Here is a 19,593-nt window from a genome sequence, read left to right on the forward strand (position 1 = left end):
TTTACCCTTTTTGTTCCTTCTTGTATTCCAGAACCATTTCCTTCATCTCCGCGGCAAGCCCGACGGTGTCATAGACGCGCTCCCCGCCGTAGATGCGGATTCGCGCCTTCAGGTCCTTCGTCCCCTCGCGCAGGATCTCCAGCGACTCCTTTTCCTTGTTTCCCGCCAGCAGCAGAATAACCGGGAAACCGGGACGTTTGGGAAGCTCCTCACGCAGAGCCTTGACTACCCCGTGGGCGTGATGCCACTGCTCCTGATTGGCCGCCATGAAGCCGCCCAGCATATATCCGTCAATGCCCGGCAGCGAAAAAACCAGCTTCGCCGCGCGATAAACCTTCGATGCGGGCGGATTTCCGCTGGTATCGGCAAAATCCGCAACCTTCAAGCCCTGCCGGTTTAGTCCATCAACTCCCAGCATCGCGCCGCCGCCGCCCATCCCGTGGTAGCCAATCGTGCCGACCACCTCTTTATCCTTTATTTCATTGTTCATCTCGGCAAAATAGCAGGTGCCCCGCAGGTCGTTTTCCTCTACCCACCAGGCAATCCTGTCCAGTTCGGTAGGGGGCGTGGAGGCCTCGCGGGCGACATCAATGCCCAGCTCGGGATGGCGAATGACTGAGGAATCATCGATCGAAATACGGCAATCACTGGCGAGCACTTTGCCTGCCTTAGTCACCACCATCGGGTTGATTTCAATCAGCCGTGCGCCATAATTCCTGAATGTTTCATAGAGACCCACCATCAGCTTGGCAACCTGCGCAATGTGGGCGCTCGGAACATTCAGCTTATTGGCGAGATTAAGGGCATCGTAGATTCTGAAGCCCCTGATGACATCAACATTCATCAGGGCAATTTTGTCGTGGGGAACCGCCTCGATGTCCATGCCGCCCTCCGTGGAGAACATCACTACCGGACAGCGGGCATCGGCGCTGGCATTGACGATAATCCCCGCATAGTACTCCCGGTCGATGGCGAGCTTTTCCTCGACCAGCACGCTTTCCACATAAAGCCCTTTTATCGTTGCCCCCAATAGCGCAGCGGCAACCTTTTTTGCCTCCGCGGGGGTATCGGCGAATTTAACCCCTCCCGCCTTGCCGCGTCCTCCCGTCCAGATCTGAACCTTGACAACGACGGGTTTCCCAATCTTTTCGGCAATGCTGGCCGCCTCTTCGGGCGTTTTGGCGACATCCCCCTGGGGAATAGGCATTCCTGCCTTTTTAAACAACGCCTTACCCTGATATTCGTGCAGTCGCGCCATACCTAACCTCCTGAATTCAAATAAAAAACAAAAACCGGCATTCCATTAGCTGGGGATGCACTCGCCTACCAACCATTTTCGGAATACCGTAATTGATCAGAACCAGCAACCCGTAAGGTTTATTCCAAACTCGTTAAACCATAGCGTGATGGGAGTACAATACTCTCTTGCTCATAAATGATCAAAAGATAATAAGCAATACAAGTGCCAATTTTCAAAAGACGTCCTGATTTACTTATAAATGATGTCAATTATATGAAAACGAAGTTTAATGTTCATAATATGATTAACAGAAGCGCGTCGCTTCTGCGTTATTTTGAAGAGAGGGCGGCGCGATGGCAGAGATCAGGGGATACACATTTAGTGCGTTATTTACACCATAGTGCTAATATAGCACACGCGGACGGATCAGCGTACCTCCTTTTCTCTCTTTTTTAACTCTTCCCAGATATCGATGAGCTCTCTTGCTGTTTCCTCTTCAGAACCCTCATTATTGATAATAATATCGGCATGGCGCATCTTTTCTTCAATCGCCATCTGAGAGGCGATCCGCTCTTTTGCTTCCTGCAGGCTGTAGCCATTCCGCCGTATCAGCCTCGCTATCTGTTTTTCAGGCGGAAGATAGACGAGCAGGACAAGATCAACCAGTTCCACCATGCCGGATTCAATGAGCAGCGGGATTGCCGACAAGACGATAGCCTCGGGGCTTGCCTGGCGCAGCTCGCGCAACCGCCGCTGCCATGCCTCAAAAACCGCCGGGTGAACCAGTTCGTTTAAGAGCAGCAGTTGGGAGGGATTGGCAAAAACTATTGCCCCCAGCTTCTTGCGATCGATCGTTCGCTCCGCACTCAGCACCCCTTCCCCAAAGTGGTGAACAATCTTCTCCCAGACTTCCCCTTCGGGCGCTTCCACCTCATGGGCCAGTTCGTCCAGATCGATCAACAGCGCCCCTTTTTCAACCAGTATCCGGGCAACCGTTGATTTCCCGCTCGCTATCCCTCCCGTCAGACCTACATTCAGCATACGGCGCCGTTACAAAGTTTTTATATTTCGCTGAAAGATGATGCGCAATCCTTCGATCGTCAGCATGTCATCCACGACCTCGATGCTTCGCGCGACTCCGGCAATCAGCCTTGCCAGCCCCCCGGTCGCCACAACGAGGGGCGCAGAATCAACCTCCGCCCTGATCCTCTCCACAATCCCATCCACGAGGCCTGCGTATCCGTACATGATCCCCGCCTGCATCGCGCTTACGGTATCCTTGGTGACAACAAGGCGCGGCTTGCAAAGCTCAACTCTGGGCAGCTTCGCGGCCCTCTCGAAGAGCGCCTCGCTCGAAATCATCACCCCCGGAGCGATGCACCCTCCCATATATTCGCCTTTGGCCGATATGTAGTCAAAGGTCGTCGCGGTACCGAAGTCAACAACGATCATTTCCCTGTGGTATTTCTCGTAGGCGGCAACGGCATTGACAATCCTGTCGGCGCCGACCTCCCGGGGGTTGTCGTAGAAAATCGGCATTCCTGTTTTAATCCCGGGTCCGACGATCAGGGGTTTTATCCCGAAATACTTCAGACAAAGCGGTTCCAGAATGTTAAGCATCGGGGGAACAACACAGGAGATAATGATGTTCGTTATCGCTCTGGAACTGATTTTGCTGTTTTTGTAGAGATTCAGAATCAGGATGCCGTATTCGTCCAGAGTCTGGTCGATAATAGTCCTGATCCGCCAGTCGTGAACCAATTCTTCGCCGTCATAGAGGCCAAGCACCGTATTGGTATTTCCCACATCCATAACCAGAAGCATGTCCTCACTCCTTTATGATTGTTGCGTCGCCGGCGATTATCCTCTCGACGGCGCCTGTCGCGCCGGCAAGCAGCAGCGCCCCGTCTTCGTCAAGGCCGGAGACAATGCCCTCTTTTATCTCAGTACCGAAAAGAATCCTGACATTTTTCTCCACCATTTTTGTTCGGGAAAACCACGCCTGCCGAATCGGCCCAAATCCCTCGCTAAGAAAAAGTTCATACCAGCGCTGGAAATTGGTGCAGAAATTGCACAGCACATCCTCGCGGGAGTGCCGCCGTCCGGTCTCCTCTAAAAGCGAAGTGGCAATTTGCCTGTATTCAGGGGCAAAATCGTCTCTTTTCATATTTACGTTGATGCCGATGCCTACGATTGCCGTCATCCTTCCATTCTTCGTCCTGAGCTCCGACAGAATGCCGCACACCTTGCGACTGCGGATCAAAACATCATTGGGCCATTTGATCTCGATGCCGTCCGGACAAAAGGACGCGATGGTGTCCGCAACCGCCGCCCCCGCCAGAAAGGTGATCTGCACCGCCTTCGCCAGTGCAAGTTCCGGGCGCAGGATGACGGAGAAATAAAGGTTGCACCCAGCCGGGGACTGCCAAACCCTTTGCAGACGCCCTCGACCCGCCGTCTGCAAATCAGCGAGCACCATTGTCCCCTCCGCTGCCCCTTCCTGCGCAAGCCGCATGGCAACAGCGTTTGTAGAATCGACATTTTCAAAATAGTACAGTGGAAAACCCGTCTTGCAGCCGCGCAGCCGCTCCGTTAATAAAGCGATGTCAAACGACTCACCGCCATTATGCCTCTTTTCACTCGAAAATGCGTGCATAAATTATTTATTTTAAATGGTTCTTTCTTACCAACCGTTTAGGACGCGACGGAGCGCGCCTCTCCATTTCAGGAACATTAAACTTGATGCTCTCGTCAAAAGTCCCAACTTCCCTCCCCCTTGATGGGGGAGGGTTAGGGTGGGGGTGATAAGCTACTGTATTGCCGACTGTTCTTTCCCCCTCCCCTTCATCCCCTCCCGCCAGGGGAGGGGAAAATTGACTTTTGACGAGTTCATCAAGCTTCGCTTTGTGAACATTAAACTGCGTTTTCATCGTTTTTTGTGACGGCGCGCCGTCATCTGTGTTGCACTTTTATCTTCCAGGAGGGGCGTTGCGGTGATATTCAGGGAGATATCAGCAGCCTGCACCGAGTGGGTCAAGGCCCCCACAGAAATGAAATCAACGCCTGTTTCCGCTACCTTGCGAATCCTCTCGAGCGTCATGTTGCCGGACGCCTCCAGCGGAACCCTGCCTTGGACAATCCCAACTGCGGCGGCGATCCCGGAAACATCCATATTATCAAGGAGTATCGAATCCGCCCCGGCCAGGAGCGCCTCCTCAAGTTCTTCACTGTCTTTAACCTCTACCTCGACCTTGAGCGTATGGGGAATAAATTCGCGCGCCTTCCGGATGGCCGGCGTGATTCCCCCCGCGGAGGCTATGTGATTATCCTTGATCAGCACCCCGTCATAAAGGGCAAAACGGTGGTTAAAGCCGCCCCCGGCCCGCACCGCGTACTTGTCCAGCGCGCGCAACCCCGGAACGGTTTTGCGCGTATCGATGATTCTGGCTTTGGTCCCGGCCGCTTCTTCGACAAAACGACGCGTCATGGTCGCTATGCCGCACATGCGTTGCAGCAGGTTAAGGGCCACCCGCTCCGCCGTCAGAATGGAGGCCAGCGAACCGGATATCTCCGCAATAATCTCGCCCTTTGCGACATTTTCCCCGTCCTTTTTGCGGGGGGTAAAAATCAGCGTCGAATCGAGGGTCAAAAAAACCTCGCCAAAGACCTCAATTCCCGCCAGGACAAGCTCATCCTTCGCGGTTGCCGAGGCCATCCCGCTTTCGCTTCCTGCCAGGACAGCGTTCGTCGTGATATCGCCGGCGCCGACATCCTCGGCCAGGGCGCTCCTGATAAATTCCGTCAAAAAATAGCGCGGCCACATACGTTCACTCCTTATGCCTGTTAGCTGCCCGGAACCGGCGTCGCCAGCCGGCAGAAGCCACAGCGCCCTCCGACTTTTCACGGCGGATTACGCTGCGCCAATCGATTTGGCATACTGCATTTGTATGAAAATCCCCCCATCCCCCCTTTACCAAAGGGGGGTAAGGGGGGATTTTCATGCTTCGTTGTGCCCGACACGGGCATGGGGGTTTATACATTTTCCTGAAGTTCAATGATTTTCTTCAGGGCCGTGCCGAGCGCATTTTTCTTCTCCTCAAAATCCCGCCTCTTAGCCTGTTCCTTGCCGACCACCTCCGCCGCCGCCTTCGCGAGAAAATCGGGGTTGGCAAGTTTTTTTCCGACCACGGCAAGATCCTTTTCGACCTTGGCTATCTCCCTGGCAAGACGGTTTTTTTCTCCCTCTATATCGATGGTCCCGGCAAGAAAAACATAAATCCGAACCTGCCCGGCAATCGCCGTGGCCACGCCCTTCGGCTCTGCGATCTCGTCCGATATCTCCAGACTCTGGAGGTTAGCCAAACCAGCAATATCGGCACGCCCCTGCTCCAGCGTTTCTCGGAGCGGCAAAGAGGGGGTCGTCAACTGCACCGTAAGCTTCAGAGACGGCGCAATCGACATCTCGCCCCGGATATTGCGGATCCGCGTTATCACCTCCTTGACCAGTTCCATTTCACCTTCCGCGGCCGGATCGTCGAGTCCCTCGTCAACCACTGGAAAGTCGCTTATCATAATCGACTTTCCCTCCTCAGTAAGCGCCTGCCATATCTCCTCGGTGACAAAAGGCATAAACGGATGCAGAAGCTTAAGGGCGGTCTTCAGCGTATAAAGCAGGGTCTCTTGAGCCGCCAGTTTTTTTGCGGGATCGACATTTCCGTAAAGGGCGGGTTTGGCAAGCTCCAGATACCAGTCGCAGAACTCGTGCCAGATAAACTGATAGACAGCCGCCGCCGCGTCGTTGAAGCGATACTCGTCAATGCCGGAGATAACCCCGGAGACGGCCCGATTCAGCCGGGATTTTATCCAGCGATCGGCCAGCGACAGGTCGCCTGCCGGCACTAAACTGCCGGCATCATAGCCCTCCAGGTTCATCAGCGAAAACCGGCTCGCGTTCCAGATTTTGTTCACAAAGAATTTGTGACCCTCAATCCGCTCTTCCGACATCCGGACATCGCGCCCCTGGGCGCTGAAGGCGGCCAGCGTAAAGCGGAAGGCATCCGTTCCGAACTTGTCCATCATCTCCAGGGGATCGATCACGTTTCCCTTTGACTTGCTCATCTTGTCGCCGTTTTCATCCCGGACCAGCGCGTGCAGATAGACATCCCGGAAAGGAACCTCGTCCATCACATAAATGCCCATCATCATCATCCGGGCAACCCAGAAAAAGAGGATGTCGAAGCCGGTAACAAGAAGCGAGGTGGGGTAAAACGTCTGGAGCGCCTCCGTCTTTTCAGGCCAGCCCAGCGTGGAAAACGGCCAGAGTCCGGAGCTGAACCAGGTGTCGAGGACATCCTCTTCCTGACGGAGCTTCGCGCTTCCGCAGTGCGGGCATTGGTCCGGATCATGAACGGAAACGATCGTCTTTTTGCAATCTTCGCAGTTCCAAACCGGAATCCGGTGCCCCCACCAGATTTGCCGGGAGATGCACCAGTCGCGAATGTTGTTCATCCACTCAAAATACGTATTCTCCCATCCCTTGGGGATAATGCGTATCCGGCCGTCCTGCACCGCGGCGATCGCCTTTTTCGCCAGCGGCTCGATCTTGACGAACCACTGCCTCGATACGGCCGGCTCTATATCGGTCTTGCACCGGTAACACTTGCCGATGTTGTGACTGTACGGCTCGACGCTGACGAGAAATCCGCCCTCTTCAAGATCGCGGACGATGTTCTTCCGGCATTCGTAGCGATCCTGACCGGCATAAACGCCACCGTTCTGGTTGATCACGGCGTTATCGTCCATAATTTTTATGATGGCAAGCCCATGCCGCCCGGCCATCGCAAAGTCATTGGGATCGGAGGCGGGGGTGATCTTGACGGCGCCGGAGCCGAACTCCATAGTCACGTAATCATCGGCGATAATTGGTATTTTTCTCCCGACAAGCGGCAGGATGACCTCTTTTCCGACAAGCTGCCGGTACCGCTCGTCGTTCGGATTGACGGCAACCGCCGTGTCTCCCAGCATCGTCTCCGGACGCGTTGTGGCAACAACAATCTCCCCTTCCCCGTCGGCAAACCGATACCGGATGTTCCAGAGATTACCCCCCTCCTGATGATATTCGACCTCCAGATCGGAAATGGCGGTAAGACAGCGGGGACACCAGTTGACGATGTAGTTGCCCTGGTAGATAAGGCCGTCGTTGTAAAGGCGGACAAATACCTCGCGAACCGCCTTGGAGAGCCCCTCGTCCATCGTGAAGCGCTCCCGGGCCCAGTCGCAGGAAGAACCAAGGCGTTTGAGTTGATTGATGATGACTCCCCCGGAATGTTCCTTCCACTCCCACACCCGCTCGATGAATTTCTCACGGCCGAGGTCGTGACGGGTCAGCCCCTCCTTGGCAAGCTGCTGCTCCACCACATTCTGAGTCGCAATGCCGGCATGATCGGTGCCTGGCATCCAGAGGACGTTTTTACCCTGCATCCTCTTGTAACGACAGCATATATCCTGAAGTACGTTGTTCAGGGCATGGCCCATGTGCAGCATCCCGGTCACATTCGGCGGGGGGATAACGATCGCAAACGGTTCCTTGTCGCTTTTGTCCTCGGCATGAAAGAGATTCTTTTCCATCCAGTATTTATACCATTTCAGCTCCGCCTCGCGGGGCTCAAACGTCTTTGCCAGCAAACCATTTTCCATTACATTCTCCAGTCAACCATATTATAAGACTAAACTTTTTTTTCGAAATACTCAAAACATGCCGGAATCAAAAAGATTTCGGAGTACCTCCGCATTGTCGCGCGGTTTTTCTATATTTTTCCGGTCCTGAAGTCAAGAAAATGCAATTTAATGTTCATAAAATGAAGTTTAAGTTGGAATTGAAAAAGCCGAAAGCCGTCCAATCTGGCGTGAGGTCAATTCACTCCTGCACAAGGACCCGTTTCAACGCATTCACCCCGCTCCACAACTTTCCCCGTTCATCCGCAAGAACAACGGTCACTTTCGTCTTGCCGACCGATTTGCCTACCCCATGTAGTCATGAATGTCGAATTCAACCGTCAAGAAGGCTGAAATCACCGTTTTGGCCTTGAGGGCGTCGTAAGTGAGTCCCCGACAACAGATCATAAAATTCATCGACCGGAGTATTATTGATCGTTTCCATTGCGCTCCTTCTTCGGCACGGTGCTCCATGCCAGAGCCAACGTTGCCCGGAAAAGCTCATCCAGTGTGCCGGTGTTGATTGGATGCTGCTGATTAATGACGCTGCTCTTTTCCCAGCGGTCAAGTTCATCCGCGATAAAGCGGCTCAAGGTTTCAATGCGCGGCCCCCTGTCCAGTTCCATCCCGGCGCGCTTAGCCGTCAGAAGGTGGACGATCTCCTGTGCGACCGGCTGCTCCAAGGCCAGCTTATCAATCAGGATGCTGAAATCCGTGGGTACGACACCACACCCTCGCTCAATCCAGTTCATCGCCAGGATGGGGCGCAGGACGTAGAAATATTTTTTGATCCACACCACGTCGCCCTTAAGATATTCCCGGTAATTTCCTCGCGCCATGTGGAGATAATGATAGAGGCAGGCCGTGGGGGAATAGTAATCAGGCAATAGCGAACGCATACTTTCCGCTGTCGAATATTCCTCCAGATAGACGATGGGAGAGCCCAGCCACTCCAGAAGCGGCGGGTTTGATTTGCGGAACAGCCGCAGGGCCTTTTTCAGATCCCAGCCGCTGATATCCAATCCATCCTGAAGCGGTCGTTCGATGACGTCGCGGGTGACGTCGATTGACAGATACCATTCCAAGGGATGAACATACAAAAAGCGAATATCATAATCGCTATCGGCGGATGGAAAGCCCCAGGCCCGGCTGCCTGATTCGCAGGCATAGACAATCCGAACATTTTCGTTGGTTTCGATTTCACGGAGTTGGGAGCGGATTTTTGATTTCATGGCGTCAACTTCTCCGGATGCACCTCAAAACAAGTCCACCGATATAGACGCCAGGCCGGCACCTTGCTCTTTTCCGGCGACTTAACTTACTCCCTGATCTTTTCGTATATTAACAGTTTATATTTTCCTGCAACCATTTTCTGATCTCTCTTATTTTGCTAAGATGCGGCTCCGTAAATTGGCGATGGATTTTCGCCAGGCATCATTAGAGGTTTTTTCACCCCTGCGCCAGCCATGCGTAATGCTGAAGGGAACAGGCAAACTTGTTAGCAATGCTGCAAGCAACTCCTTGCCCCCGCCGAAGACCGCCAGTTGGATCGCATCGGCCCCCCGCGATCCGCTGTGTCTCTTCAACATTCCGAATTATGGCTATTTTTCTCATAATGCACCTTCAACATGAGTCACAAGAGTGGAAATTTTCCCAAGCACCTCTTCACACTCCGGAAATCCAGAATCATCGCCTGCATCGTCATATCTGAAATGTACGGTAAATATCGTGAGATCTGGAAGATCTGAGAAGCTGGAGCAATCAGTCCCCAACGTTTCCAATGAATTAAGCAAGAGCCCAAGGCTCATGCGTCAACCCGTAACTTCCACCAAGCGCTGATATCCAGGCTTTCAAGGTTTTTTCCGCTGTCTGCTGGGCATGAAAACCGAAAATTTCATACGCAAAGGTATCGGGATCCAACATCCCGCCAAGCGCTTTCAGATCACGCTTGGCTATTTTCAGCATCTGCCGGGCATGATCAAGGTCGCACATATAATTCCCTCCCATCCCGCAAGGCACTGGATATCACATGATTCAAAGAGTTACTCCAGCGAACAACTTCATCAGCAGAATACACCAGAATATCCTTTGCCACAGCAAAGCTTGGAAGCGCCCGGTTGATAGGGCTTGTCTCGCGATAGCGGCTTCTTTCCGCTTAGTCTAAGGCGGCAAGTTCAAGGTTTGCAATCCTGGCCTGCGCAGCGGTCTGCGGCGGCCATTAGCCGCCCGCTGCCCTTATGGGTGTTTTGCGTGCTTGCCTTGCCTCAAACCAATTTTTAAATGATGTCTGGCTTTCCCCGGATTGTTTTCCCGACAATAGACCTTCTATGCTGATGTCCTCGTCAATATCTTCCCAATGAATCCCGTCTCCCCTTCCAATCAACCGCCATTTGTTTCTTTCCTCCGGCTTAGCACACAGCAGACGGGGATACCAGGCAGTGGGAACTAAAAGGGTTCTGCCGTCACTAAGATTAACACTCAGTGTATCATCTGTTACGGATACACTTTCTGCAACCGGCATTACAATTTCAATCGCCAAAGTATTCATGCCACCCCTCCAATATTTTATCCACATTCACTTCAATTATCTTGAATATTCCCGATAATTCCAGCCTGTTAAAGCCACCGCTATTGGCTAATCTTACTGGTTCAAGCCAAAATTTTGCAATTTTATCATCATGTTCGACATGCACATGAACAGGCTCGCCATGATCACCGGCATAGAAGAAAAATCGATATGGTCCAACTCGAAGTATCGTGGGCATTCATCTATTCCCTTCTTGAAAAAGGATATGTATTCATGGAAATCGGATTAGATCGCAAGTTCATAGTCTTTAATGCTTTTTGATTCTTGACTGTGCCCTTGACGATTTCAATTTCCATCTTCGGCTCATGGAGCCGGCGCTTTTTGCGGATTTCGTCGCTGGTCAGGCCGCGCTCTCTATTTGTTGAAAAAATATCAATAAATTGCCAATTTGCCTTTGTGATGCTCAGTATAAGCAGAAGAGAATTGGATGTCAATAATATCTTGACATAATATCTTGGCGGGATGTCATCAGAGAACTTAAAGAAATGCAGGGCAAGTACCGGTTCGTAAAGCTTCATTAAATCGTCGAAACTCTTGCGTTTCGCCTGCAGCGCAGAAAAAAATCGCTCAATTTCTGATTTTCGGCTTGCGGTCTCATCCATATCAGTTCCCCCTTTCGAATGGCTTCACTTTTGTATTATGTTGTGTAAACATGAAAGTGGACAAAATCAGCCTTTGCGCTCGTCATAATTTTTCTCCCATCAAATCAGCATGATTTTTTATCTGGCCCGTATTCGTTCCTATAGAAATGCAGCGGTCGTCCCATAATTCCATCATGTCGGAGTCTTTGATATTGGTTACTTCGAGTTTGGGGAGCCCTTGTTTGCCAAGCCAGGCATGAATGAATTCGATCGCCGCCGGTCCTTCGGAAGCCCGTGCGGTAAAAATCTTGACTTTCTTCCCTTCGCCTATCCAGCGCTGAACACGTTCAACCATCGGCGTGATCGCCTTACCGATATGATGGATTCCGATCCAGCCATGATATTCAGCCAAAGTACCGTCCAGATCCACGCCTATCCAGAATTCAATTTCAGCCATAAACGACTTTCCCTTCATTCCTTTTTTGGTTCGGGCATATAGCCCATGATGACTTGTTTGAGAGCTAATTGTCCTTTTGCATAGTAAGGAAAGACTTTATCGAATCTTTCGTGAAATGTATTGCTGACCAAATAGGTTACTAAGTTACGTCTTTCCGTTGAGCAGGCCAGCCGTTTGTCAATTAATGGGGTAAGTTGACTTCGGTACGCATGGAAAAAAAGAGCATAATTAAGAACCTGAGGTATCACTTCCAGTTTAGGATCATCGAACTTCAACTCAATAAGTGATAAATCTCCATTACGGTTGATAGTGACTAAATCAACGTATTCGGTTGGGAGTACCCGATTGGTTTTACCCACTTTTTCATGGAAAGCGCCAGTCGGAAACTCCCGTTCGACATTGTAAGGCTTCCCGTCAGCAATATTCTTAATCTTACCGATTCGAATAAAATCGTTGCCGAATAGCCCTAATCGTTCGTTGGTGCGAGCTTTCTTTTGCGCTAAATCGTCATGAAGTCCCTTGCCAAAAAGGTATGTCTGAAAATCTTTTTCAAGCCTCCCCGCTTCATCGTCATCTCCACGTCGGCTGAAATCGTCCCGCACCACTTCGTCGTCCGGTCTTTTCTTAAGCTCCTCTTCAGTGTAGAGCGGGTCAGGAGAAGTACCCTGCTCCAAGATTATTGTCAGATCGTTTGCAACTGCCAAGTAGGACAGTCGCCGTTTAAGTGCCTCGTATTGGAGCGCTTTCTTAGATAAATCAGGAATAGGAATGCAAAATTTCATTTCCACCGATTTTTTGCCAATGATGTCCTGTGCTTTGCTGAGAAAGGCAAACCCCCATGGATCAATTTTCTTCAAAACTCCATCACTTGCGGTGTTAGCAGTAATGATGACTTTAGCCACGGTTGGTTCATCTATTGCCTTGTATGTCATATCTCCTGGCCAGCCACGAGGAATGCCTCGATTCTCAGCAACCTGTTTATTCAGTTCTTCAATGGTCATATTGCCCCCCTATATTTGTAGTTCTCTACCGTCTTCAAGCTCAGTTACATTATCAAATAGTTTGCTGAATTTACTTCCGTATTCCGTATGCACGGGAACCAGCATCTTCGGCTTCAGCGCACCGGCAAAAGTCTTTAAATCCTCCACCGTCGCATGGCCGCTGGTGTGGGCATAGAGGAATTTGATCTGTGGATCGTTCCGGTAGGCGGCTATGGCTTCAGCGCCAGAATAATCTTTGTTCGAGTACGAAAGATAGCCGAGCCACTGGGAGTAAATGACATTAACCGGCTTTACGGCTTTGTACAAGTCAATGATCCGGAAATGGGACATCTTGCCCAAAAACAGATAATCGTTCGGGTTGGCATGAAGCTCTTCTTTCCGGACCCGGTGCTTGTAAAGCCGCTTGCGAAAATCTCCAAAAAAGTCGGTATGTTCTTTCAGCGTATTGTCTTGGCTTTTAGAAGCGTAAACCTTTACCGGTTCCCATGCCATGTTCGGTACACTGTCGGATACAAGCGTGAGCTGCTCAAGTACCCAAGCCGTGTAGATGTCGATAACCAAGGTCTTGTGCGCCCGCTTGCAGGCCCGGTAAGCCGACACAATCCGATCAATGTTCTGGGATGATGAAATGAGAAACGTAATATTTTCCTGTGCTTTAATGGTTTTGAATATTTTTTGTTCAACAGCGGCTTCCGTGGGAAAATCGTCATTGCTCCGCTCCAGCATGGTTCCTTCCATGAAGAGCAGATCAATATCCTTGGGAGGGTTATTAACTATATTATCAAAAAGGACTGATTTTCTGCCATGCGCCCGAAAATCACCACTGTAAAATACCCTCTTCCCTTCAGCCTCAATCAGAAATCCGTAGGCATCGGCGGTGGAATGATCGACGAGATAGGGGGTGATGGTGAAGTCCCCCACCGAAAAATGCTGTCTGTTTTTGAAGTAGCAGAACTGGTTGGTGGGCAGTGCCTTGCCGAGAATCATTCGCGGCGCATCTATCAGGCGTTTCCCCAACTCGCCTACATACACCGGCACGGACGGGTCAAGGGCGTCGATAAGACCAAAATGATCCTGATGAGGGTGGCTGATCAGAACCGCATCGGGTTGGAACGAGGCAACGTCAAGTTTCCTGCTCTCCGCTGACAGCGGCAACCCCAGATCCAAAAGGATCGTGGTTTTTTCGGTCGAGAGTTGGATACAAGTGCCGCCAATTTCCTGAGCGCCGCGATGGATGATAATTTTCATGGTAAGATTACCAGGGTCACCTGGCGTCTGTCGGGTTCGATTTCGATCTTTTTCACGGTAAATGGCCACTCATCAAAGGTCATCTGATTGAACGGCATGCCATCCGCTCCACCAAATAAACATAGGACATCCTTCCAGTGAATCTGCTTCGGCGGAAACGAACGCCCTTTTATTTCTTGCCGGCTGGCAAAACGAACTTTAAGGGTAACATTCCCATCCCCACCTTGAAAAAGCTCATGATATTCCGGAAGATTATTTGCTTTCATGTGGTTCTCCTTTATAGGAAATTCACTATCAATGCGTTTATTGATTGCCATACTTCCATTCTGAATTTTTGCCCTCTTTTAGGACAGATCATAGACGAGGCCATCCGAATAGGCAAGGACATAACCTTTTTTATTCCGGTCATATTCGATGATTTCACCCAGAGCATTCCACAAATCAATATCTCTGCGGACAGTCTTTGGTGAGACGTTGAACTCGTTGCACATGTCCTCGACATACATGATACCTTCCGATTTAAGGACTTTCATGATTTTGAGAAGTCGGAAAATTTTACGGTCATAATCCCGGTGCTGCTTGTTATGCCGGGTGGCCGCTGCCCTTTTGTTGAGGATCTTCAGCTTCAGATATCCTTCATCAATCGTTCCTGGTGTTTTGATGATAAACTTTTCTACTCCTTTGGGAATTTTGAAAGGCGGTATGGATGTAAAGAGAATGCACAATGATTTGGGGTCACCGGTTTCTTCCAGAAAGGAAAACAACTGAAATATCTCATCCGTTTCGTTTTCCGTCAGATCTAAAGGATTAATGATATTCATGAAAGCCGGGAAGGCGATTAGATCGGTGGTTGTTTCCGAGAAAAGAATATCGACCTTCAATTCAGCAGCAATTGCTTTAAGCGCGTCATTCATAACTCTATCTGTCCCAAAAGTTACAATCGGCGTATCCGCCGAAAAGGAAACGGGGGGATCGTCCTTCCGGGTCATCACGGTTCTGCTTTTCAAGACATTGATTGTTTTAGCATCGCGCTTGCCACTATCCGGCAAGGCATGTTCCGTGGCTTTGAGATTCATTTTCGCATTTTCCTCCCACTATGTTTCGTACAGCCATACCACATTGCTGGGACAACGTATTGTCCTCCTGCGAAAGAATATTTCCGGGATTGAAGTTCACTGCATTTCGTCTTGATTTTCTTCACCCTGAATTAAAGTCGGGAGCAAATCTCCATTTTTATCTTGCAACAAACACAGATGCTCTTACAGCCCGGACATATACACATTATTCCCAATCAAAATATGTTCTTACGCTGCCGTCGTCTCGTATCACCTTTTTCTGAATAGATGGCAGACAACGTCCACGAAGTGTAAAAGTTTCTATGATTGTAATCTGGGCCATTGATTATCATGGTATTTTGATTCATTCAATAGCCGAACGACAACTATCTGTCGCGAAAAAGCGAGAATGATGCTATGAGATTCGCAAATTGACTTCGGGAAGGAAGAATTATGACGCAGGCCATGGAAAGTCCGAGGTATATGCAGAAAAAATTGGCACGACTCGGTCGGATGCTGCGAGCCTTCATGGAACAAGAAAAAGTGTCCCTGTCAGCCGTGGCGGAAACGCTGCAGACGACGGTGCGCACGATCCAACGGGATATTCTGTTTCTCAAGGCGGCGGGATTTCCTGTCAAGGAAGTAGCAAAAGGGATGTACGCGCTGGATAAAAGCCTCCTCAAGCACTTTGAGGTCTTCGACGATACAGAACTGGCCCTGGTGGTCGCCCTGAAGAATCTTGTCCTGCAGCTTGGTCAGCCATTTCAGAATGCCGCCGACGGTCTTTTCAATCGCCTCTACGATGTGGTCATGGCGGAACCGGTCTTTGTCAAGATCGACGAATCCGTTCCCCTGGACAGTCGCCTTTTGAGCAGAATCGTCAAGGCCATTTGTGGGAAAAGACAGGGCCGTTTTCAATATACCGTCTTTTCGCCCTATGAGGTCATCACAGAACCCTACAAAGTCGTTTACTTTGACGGCTTCTGGTATCTGGTGGGCAAGGATACCCGCGACGGGGAGCTGAAACGCTATGCGCTGGACAAGATCAAAGATTTCAAAGCTACAAAAACCGGCTTCAAGTGCATTCCCACTTCGCTGGATGGCGACTTGAAAAACAGCGCCAATATATGGTTCTCTGCTGAAAGGATCATCGAGATTGTCATCCTGGTCGATCAATCTTGCGCCGATTACTTCAAACGCCGCAAAATATTCCCCACCCAGGAGATCAGAGAGGTAAAGCCCGACGACTCATTAATCGTCTCTTTTTTCGTCGGTAATTATAAAGAAATACGAAATATTCTGAAGACATGGCTACCGAATGTGAAGATTCTGGCACCGGAGGAATTGAAACAGGAATTAATGGCAGAAATGGAGGGCTGGCTGACGTGGCAGAATGAAAAGGTTTTTACGAAAGCACCTAAATATTGAAGTACTCCAAATCGGACCGGTATCGGATGGCGGAATATGTTTCAAGTTGAATTTGAAAAGTTTGCAGAAATAGCGAGAATAAAATTTGCTACCCTTTGGCCGTCAACAAAATCAACCCCGCCAACCGAAGCCAATATCTCGACCATATTTACTGAAATCTACTCCGAGAAGTACTACTGTTTTTCCGAAGTCCCAATTGCGGGGGGGCGAATTGATATGGTTCTTGTAGACAGATTGGGAAAGTCAATTGTCTTCTGCGAATTTAAATCGAGCAAACCCAATTCAGTTAATGAGATATTATCTGATATTGACCGACTCGATACACTCTCCATTGCAAGCATGCCCTATTATTCGAAAAATAGTTCGCCGGCTGAAGTGTGGGAGGTTATCTTCCAATGGAGCGAAAACGAGAGTGAAGTCGATAAAAATAAGGTAATTATATCGGAAACGCACCCACAGACTTTTCAAAAGGACATCATTGAATGCGAAGATGCGACGCTATTTTGTCTATTCTCAGCCTGGCAAAGAAATCAGAAGTAGATATCATAACGTAAGGAATTGCACTACACGATGCGCTCCCCGGTCACGATGATTTCTCGGACGAACGGATCTGTTTCGTCAAAATCGGTGCGGGCAAAAGGTCGGCGGCGGCGAGCGCGGCAAACGGTCATTTCTTCCAGCACTTCCGGCAGTAGATCAACTATTTTGATCAACATTTTTGCCGCCCCGGAGGGTTCGCGCCGCCCCTGTTCCTACTGCTCCAGGGTTCGTTTTGATACGCCTGTCAATGCGGCAAAACATGCTTTTCTGTGAAGCGGATACAGGAATCAAGTGCTTTTCATACGGCGCTCTTGGGCCTCCATGTAGCGGCGGAGGGCGGCATTGATGCTGCTCTGGTAGCCCCGACCCTTTGTTTTGAAGAAATCCACTACGTCGGGATCAAGCCGGAGGGTGATCTGTCTCTTCCTGCCTGGCCACAGGGTGGCGCCGGTAAAGAAATCATCATTGAGCTCGGGTGCATCGGAAAAGTCGATATCCCTGTCCTTCATGGACTTAAGCTTTGCCCCGTCTGTTTTTGATTGCTTTCTCATATCTTGTGCGCTCATTTTTCGTTGCCTTTCTCATGGAAATAATGCGGATCGTTTCTTGTTCTCTTTCTGTGAAAATGAGGACGATGACGATCCCGTAGGACATCATGCCGACACCTGTCCACCGATCTTCTCCATAATCTGCACGGTCGTCTAATTTCACAAACAGCGGATTTTCGAACACCTGCCAGGCATCGGCAAAATCAATCCCGTGTTTTCGGATGTTTTCGCTGTTTTTGTTTTCGTCCCACTCGAAGCGCATTGTAGCTACAATAATAACTACATTTCGGACAAAGTCAATACCTTTTCCGGCAATCAGAAAGGCGACGATTTTACCGGAGAAAAGAGGCCACAAGTTTCAATGCTGCTGCGAAATCGCCCGGAGCAAGCCAGATTATTTCCCGGTCGGCGGAAAACCAGGTCATTTGTCTTTTGGCGTACATCCTGGTGTCGCGCTTGATCAGGGCAACCGCTTCTTCAAGCTTTGCCTTGCCGCGGACGACGGCGCTTAGATGCCGGTATCCCAAGGACTGCATCGGCTTCAGCGATTCAGCATAACCTCTGCTGATGAGCCCCTCCACCTCGTTTAGAAAACCGTCCGCCATCATCTGGTCAGTGCGTCGGTCAATCCGGAGGTTCAGTTCTTCCCGCTCCCGACGCAGACCAATCCGCAGTGATTCCCAGGGGGCTCTTTGAAAACGGTGCTCCTGCTGATGCTCGACAATGGAGCGACCGGTCAACTCCAGCACCTCCAGGGCGCGGACTATCCGGATGCCGTCGTGGGGATGGATAGCCGCGGCGGCACGGGGATCCCTGTTTTTGAGCGTTTCGTAGAGATAATTCTTCCCCTTCTCACTAATCTCCGCCTTCAGCTTTTTGCGCAGCGCTTCATCCGCCGGCGGCCCGTCTATCAATCCGCCGAGGAGCGCCCTGACATAAAGGCCGGTTCCCCCGACGACGAATGGCTGCTTTCGGGCCTGCTGCAGACAGATTATCGTTTTTGTTGCCACTTCCAGATAGCGCGAGGCGTCGAACGGCTGATCCGGATCAACGACATCGAGCAGATGGTGGGGGATGCGGCGCCTCTCCTCCGGGGTCGGCTTGGCTGTGCCGATATCCATCTGCCGGTAAACCTGCAGCGAATCGGCGCCGACGATTTCTCCCCGAAAATGTTCGGCCAGCTTCAGTGCAAATGCGGACTTCCCGACGCCGGTCGGCCCGAGAATGCAAATCAGCCGGTCGCGAAGAATATCAGGGGCGGCCATAACCGGCTATCTCCTCTTGAAGAGCTTTTCCAGCGCATACTTGGAAAAGGCGATCTTCAGCGGGCGGCCGTGCGGACAGGTGGCAATCCCCGGAAACCGGTCCAGTTCCCGACAGAGGCTCTCCGCCTCGGCGGCGCTCATGCGCTGATTGGCCTTGATTGCGCCCCGGCAGGCCAGGGAGGCAAATATCCGGTCGCGTCTTTCGAGCAGGGGGATATTTTTATCGACGCCGCCGCATTCGGACAAGAGATCGGCAAGCATCGTCCGGACATCGCCCTCCGCGAAAAAGGCCGGCACGGACTTGACGACCACCGAGTCGCCGCCGAACGGCTCTATTTCCATTCCGACATCGGCAAGGATCGGGATAGACTCGACAAGAAAGGAAAGCTCCCGCGGCGGCAGACTCATCACCTCCGGAAGCAGCAGCCGCTGACCGGCGCCGCGCTCCTTGGCCGCCTCGGCCTGTCTTCTCATTTTCTCAAATAAAACGCGCTCATGGGCGGCGTGCTGATCAATAATTACCAGTCCTTCCTCCCCTGCGAAGACAAGATAGGTTCCCTCTACCTGCCCCAGATAAAGCAGATTAGTAAAATAATGTTCCACGTCCGCCGCGTCTCCCTCATCAGGAACATTTTCGCAGGGCTGTTCAGGCGTTGAATCGTTAATTCCCTCCGTCCCTGCCGGTATTTTGGAAAGTTCGGACAAATCTGCCGGGCGCTCCGGAATTGCAGGCGCCCGATCATCATTCATTGCCGGATACGTTTGCCGCTCCGGGAAAAATGACGGCAGATCAGAACTCCGTCCCGGCTGACCGCCAAAATAGAGTTTCTGCGGGCCGGAAGAAATCCGGTAGCGCTTCAGGGCCTCTTCGACACGGTCATTATATGAACCAGGCGCCACCACCCCCGTGCGATTATCAGTGCGGTTAT

General features: G+C 50.9%; 23 protein-coding genes. 2 read left to right on the forward strand and 21 right to left on the reverse strand.

All coding sequences use genetic code 11. The features are described from left to right. Position 1 precedes the first annotated feature (1 nt). The 16 genes from M0P74_14850 to M0P74_14925 form a co-directional block, all read right to left on the reverse strand. On the reverse strand, positions 2 to 1,258 hold the full coding sequence (locus M0P74_14850) for an acetate--CoA ligase family protein (protein ID MCK9364863.1): 1,257 nt from the start codon (positions 1,256 to 1,258) through the stop codon (positions 2 to 4). A 408-nt stretch (positions 1,259 to 1,666) separates the two neighbouring features. Then, the gene (gene coaE / locus M0P74_14855) at positions 1,667 to 2,281 is read right to left on the reverse strand and encodes a dephospho-CoA kinase (GenBank protein ID MCK9364864.1); all 615 of its coding nucleotides are present in this window, start codon (positions 2,279 to 2,281) and stop codon (positions 1,667 to 1,669) included. Between the two features lie 9 nt (positions 2,282 to 2,290). Beyond that, the gene (locus M0P74_14860; protein MCK9364865.1) at positions 2,291 to 3,064 is read right to left on the reverse strand and encodes a type III pantothenate kinase; all 774 of its coding nucleotides are present in this window, start codon (positions 3,062 to 3,064) and stop codon (positions 2,291 to 2,293) included. 4 nt (positions 3,065 to 3,068) lie between these two features. After that, on the reverse strand, positions 3,069 to 3,896 hold the full coding sequence (locus M0P74_14865) for a biotin--[acetyl-CoA-carboxylase] ligase (protein MCK9364866.1): 828 nt from the start codon (positions 3,894 to 3,896) through the stop codon (positions 3,069 to 3,071). Positions 3,897 to 4,166: 270 nt separating this feature from the next. Next, on the reverse strand, positions 4,167 to 5,063 hold the full coding sequence (gene nadC, locus M0P74_14870) for a carboxylating nicotinate-nucleotide diphosphorylase (GenBank protein MCK9364867.1): 897 nt from the start codon (positions 5,061 to 5,063) through the stop codon (positions 4,167 to 4,169). Positions 5,064 to 5,272: 209 nt separating this feature from the next. Further along, positions 5,273 to 7,936 (reverse strand): valine--tRNA ligase, encoded by a 2,664-nt coding sequence (locus M0P74_14875; GenBank protein MCK9364868.1) that lies wholly within the window; start codon positions 7,934 to 7,936, stop codon positions 5,273 to 5,275. Positions 7,937 to 8,382: 446 nt separating this feature from the next. Then, positions 8,383 to 9,186, reverse strand: coding sequence for a nucleotidyltransferase domain-containing protein (locus M0P74_14880; GenBank protein ID MCK9364869.1), 804 nt, complete (start codon positions 9,184 to 9,186; stop codon positions 8,383 to 8,385). A 553-nt stretch (positions 9,187 to 9,739) separates the two neighbouring features. Beyond that, positions 9,740 to 9,946, reverse strand: a complete 207-nt coding sequence (locus M0P74_14885; GenBank protein MCK9364870.1) for a HEPN domain-containing protein — start codon at positions 9,944 to 9,946, stop codon at positions 9,740 to 9,742. Between the two features lie 226 nt (positions 9,947 to 10,172). Next, a complete protein-coding gene (locus M0P74_14890; GenBank protein MCK9364871.1) occupies positions 10,173 to 10,502 on the reverse strand; it encodes a DUF2442 domain-containing protein in 330 nt (109 codons plus the stop codon). Then, positions 10,483 to 10,719, reverse strand: a complete 237-nt coding sequence (locus M0P74_14895; protein MCK9364872.1) for a DUF4160 domain-containing protein — start codon at positions 10,717 to 10,719, stop codon at positions 10,483 to 10,485. Before M0P74_14895 ends, M0P74_14890 begins: the two co-directional genes overlap by 20 nt. A 4-nt stretch (positions 10,720 to 10,723) precedes the next feature. After that, entirely contained in the window at positions 10,724 to 11,143 is a 420-nt protein-coding gene (locus M0P74_14900; GenBank protein MCK9364873.1) for a hypothetical protein, read from the reverse strand. An 82-nt stretch (positions 11,144 to 11,225) separates the two neighbouring features. After that, the gene (locus M0P74_14905; GenBank protein ID MCK9364874.1) at positions 11,226 to 11,579 is read right to left on the reverse strand and encodes a hypothetical protein; all 354 of its coding nucleotides are present in this window, start codon (positions 11,577 to 11,579) and stop codon (positions 11,226 to 11,228) included. 14 nt (positions 11,580 to 11,593) lie between these two features. Further along, on the reverse strand, positions 11,594 to 12,580 hold the full coding sequence (locus M0P74_14910; protein ID MCK9364875.1) for a hypothetical protein: 987 nt from the start codon (positions 12,578 to 12,580) through the stop codon (positions 11,594 to 11,596). 9 nt (positions 12,581 to 12,589) lie between these two features. After that, a complete protein-coding gene (locus M0P74_14915) occupies positions 12,590 to 13,828 on the reverse strand; it encodes an MBL fold metallo-hydrolase (protein MCK9364876.1) in 1,239 nt (412 codons plus the stop codon). Next, complete coding sequence (locus M0P74_14920) at positions 13,825 to 14,094, reverse strand: hypothetical protein (protein MCK9364877.1); 270 nt, start codon at positions 14,092 to 14,094, stop codon at positions 13,825 to 13,827. Before M0P74_14920 ends, M0P74_14915 begins: the two co-directional genes overlap by 4 nt. 78 nt (positions 14,095 to 14,172) lie before the next feature. Beyond that, a complete protein-coding gene (locus tag M0P74_14925) occupies positions 14,173 to 14,904 on the reverse strand; it encodes a DeoR family transcriptional regulator (protein ID MCK9364878.1) in 732 nt (243 codons plus the stop codon). Positions 14,905 to 15,336: 432 nt separating this feature from the next. On the opposite strand from M0P74_14925, the gene M0P74_14930 reads away from it, so the two are divergent. Beyond that, positions 15,337 to 16,311 (forward strand): transcriptional regulator, encoded by a 975-nt coding sequence (locus M0P74_14930; GenBank protein MCK9364879.1) that lies wholly within the window; start codon positions 15,337 to 15,339, stop codon positions 16,309 to 16,311. Between the two features lie 36 nt (positions 16,312 to 16,347). Further along, the gene (locus M0P74_14935; protein MCK9364880.1) at positions 16,348 to 16,851 is read left to right on the forward strand and encodes a DUF4263 domain-containing protein; all 504 of its coding nucleotides are present in this window, start codon (positions 16,348 to 16,350) and stop codon (positions 16,849 to 16,851) included. A 23-nt stretch (positions 16,852 to 16,874) separates the two neighbouring features. On the opposite strand, the gene M0P74_14940 is transcribed toward M0P74_14935, so the two are convergent. The 5 genes from M0P74_14940 to M0P74_14960 all read right to left on the reverse strand — a co-directional run. Beyond that, positions 16,875 to 17,027 carry a hypothetical protein gene (locus M0P74_14940; GenBank protein ID MCK9364881.1) on the reverse strand — a complete coding sequence of 51 codons (153 nt, stop codon included), beginning with the start codon at positions 17,025 to 17,027 and terminating at the stop codon, positions 16,875 to 16,877. A gap of 111 nt (positions 17,028 to 17,138) precedes the next feature. Beyond that, entirely contained in the window at positions 17,139 to 17,360 is a 222-nt protein-coding gene (locus M0P74_14945; protein ID MCK9364882.1) for a BrnA antitoxin family protein, read from the reverse strand. Positions 17,361 to 17,364: 4 nt separating this feature from the next. Next, positions 17,365 to 17,754, reverse strand: coding sequence for a BrnT family toxin (locus tag M0P74_14950; GenBank protein MCK9364883.1), 390 nt, complete (start codon positions 17,752 to 17,754; stop codon positions 17,365 to 17,367). Next, positions 17,732 to 18,664, reverse strand: a complete 933-nt coding sequence (gene miaA, locus M0P74_14955; GenBank protein MCK9364884.1) for a tRNA (adenosine(37)-N6)-dimethylallyltransferase MiaA — start codon at positions 18,662 to 18,664, stop codon at positions 17,732 to 17,734. Before miaA ends, M0P74_14950 begins: the two co-directional genes overlap by 23 nt. Positions 18,665 to 18,670: 6 nt before the next feature. Continuing rightward, positions 18,671 to 19,593: hypothetical protein (locus tag M0P74_14960; GenBank protein MCK9364885.1), on the reverse strand; the 923-nt coding region annotated here is incomplete at its 5' end.

The sequence above is a fragment of the Syntrophales bacterium genome, assembly GCA_023229765.1.
In the GTDB taxonomy this organism is placed as follows: Bacteria; Desulfobacterota; Syntrophia; order Syntrophales; family UBA5619; genus DYTH01.

Excerpts from the sequence above, each read along its gene's own strand:
- M0P74_14850 (MCK9364863.1), bottom strand. The coding sequence starts at position 1,258 with ATGGCGCGACTGCACGAATATCAGGGTAAGGCGTTGTTTAAAAAGGCA.
- coaE (MCK9364864.1), bottom strand. The coding sequence starts at position 2,281 with ATGCTGAATGTAGGTCTGACGGGAGGGATAGCGAGCGGGAAATCAACG.
- M0P74_14860 (MCK9364865.1), bottom strand. The coding sequence starts at position 3,064 with ATGCTTCTGGTTATGGATGTGGGAAATACCAATACGGTGCTTGGCCTC.
- M0P74_14865 (MCK9364866.1), bottom strand. The coding sequence starts at position 3,896 with ATGCACGCATTTTCGAGTGAAAAGAGGCATAATGGCGGTGAGTCGTTT.
- nadC (MCK9364867.1), bottom strand. The coding sequence starts at position 5,063 with ATGTGGCCGCGCTATTTTTTGACGGAATTTATCAGGAGCGCCCTGGCC.
- M0P74_14875 (MCK9364868.1), bottom strand. The coding sequence starts at position 7,936 with ATGGAAAATGGTTTGCTGGCAAAGACGTTTGAGCCCCGCGAGGCGGAG.
- M0P74_14880 (MCK9364869.1), bottom strand. The coding sequence starts at position 9,186 with ATGAAATCAAAAATCCGCTCCCAACTCCGTGAAATCGAAACCAACGAA.
- M0P74_14885 (MCK9364870.1), bottom strand. The coding sequence starts at position 9,946 with ATGTGCGACCTTGATCATGCCCGGCAGATGCTGAAAATAGCCAAGCGT.
- M0P74_14890 (MCK9364871.1), bottom strand. The coding sequence starts at position 10,502 with ATGAATACTTTGGCGATTGAAATTGTAATGCCGGTTGCAGAAAGTGTA.
- M0P74_14895 (MCK9364872.1), bottom strand. The coding sequence starts at position 10,719 with ATGCCCACGATACTTCGAGTTGGACCATATCGATTTTTCTTCTATGCC.
- M0P74_14900 (MCK9364873.1), bottom strand. The coding sequence starts at position 11,143 with ATGGATGAGACCGCAAGCCGAAAATCAGAAATTGAGCGATTTTTTTCT.
- M0P74_14905 (MCK9364874.1), bottom strand. The coding sequence starts at position 11,579 with ATGGCTGAAATTGAATTCTGGATAGGCGTGGATCTGGACGGTACTTTG.
- M0P74_14910 (MCK9364875.1), bottom strand. The coding sequence starts at position 12,580 with ATGACCATTGAAGAACTGAATAAACAGGTTGCTGAGAATCGAGGCATT.
- M0P74_14915 (MCK9364876.1), bottom strand. The coding sequence starts at position 13,828 with ATGAAAATTATCATCCATCGCGGCGCTCAGGAAATTGGCGGCACTTGT.
- M0P74_14920 (MCK9364877.1), bottom strand. The coding sequence starts at position 14,094 with ATGAAAGCAAATAATCTTCCGGAATATCATGAGCTTTTTCAAGGTGGG.
- M0P74_14925 (MCK9364878.1), bottom strand. The coding sequence starts at position 14,904 with ATGAATCTCAAAGCCACGGAACATGCCTTGCCGGATAGTGGCAAGCGC.
- M0P74_14930 (MCK9364879.1), top strand. The coding sequence starts at position 15,337 with ATGACGCAGGCCATGGAAAGTCCGAGGTATATGCAGAAAAAATTGGCA.
- M0P74_14935 (MCK9364880.1), top strand. The coding sequence starts at position 16,348 with ATGTTTCAAGTTGAATTTGAAAAGTTTGCAGAAATAGCGAGAATAAAA.
- M0P74_14940 (MCK9364881.1), bottom strand. The coding sequence starts at position 17,027 with ATGTTGATCAAAATAGTTGATCTACTGCCGGAAGTGCTGGAAGAAATG.
- M0P74_14945 (MCK9364882.1), bottom strand. The coding sequence starts at position 17,360 with ATGAAGGACAGGGATATCGACTTTTCCGATGCACCCGAGCTCAATGAT.
- miaA (MCK9364884.1), bottom strand. The coding sequence starts at position 18,664 with ATGGCCGCCCCTGATATTCTTCGCGACCGGCTGATTTGCATTCTCGGG.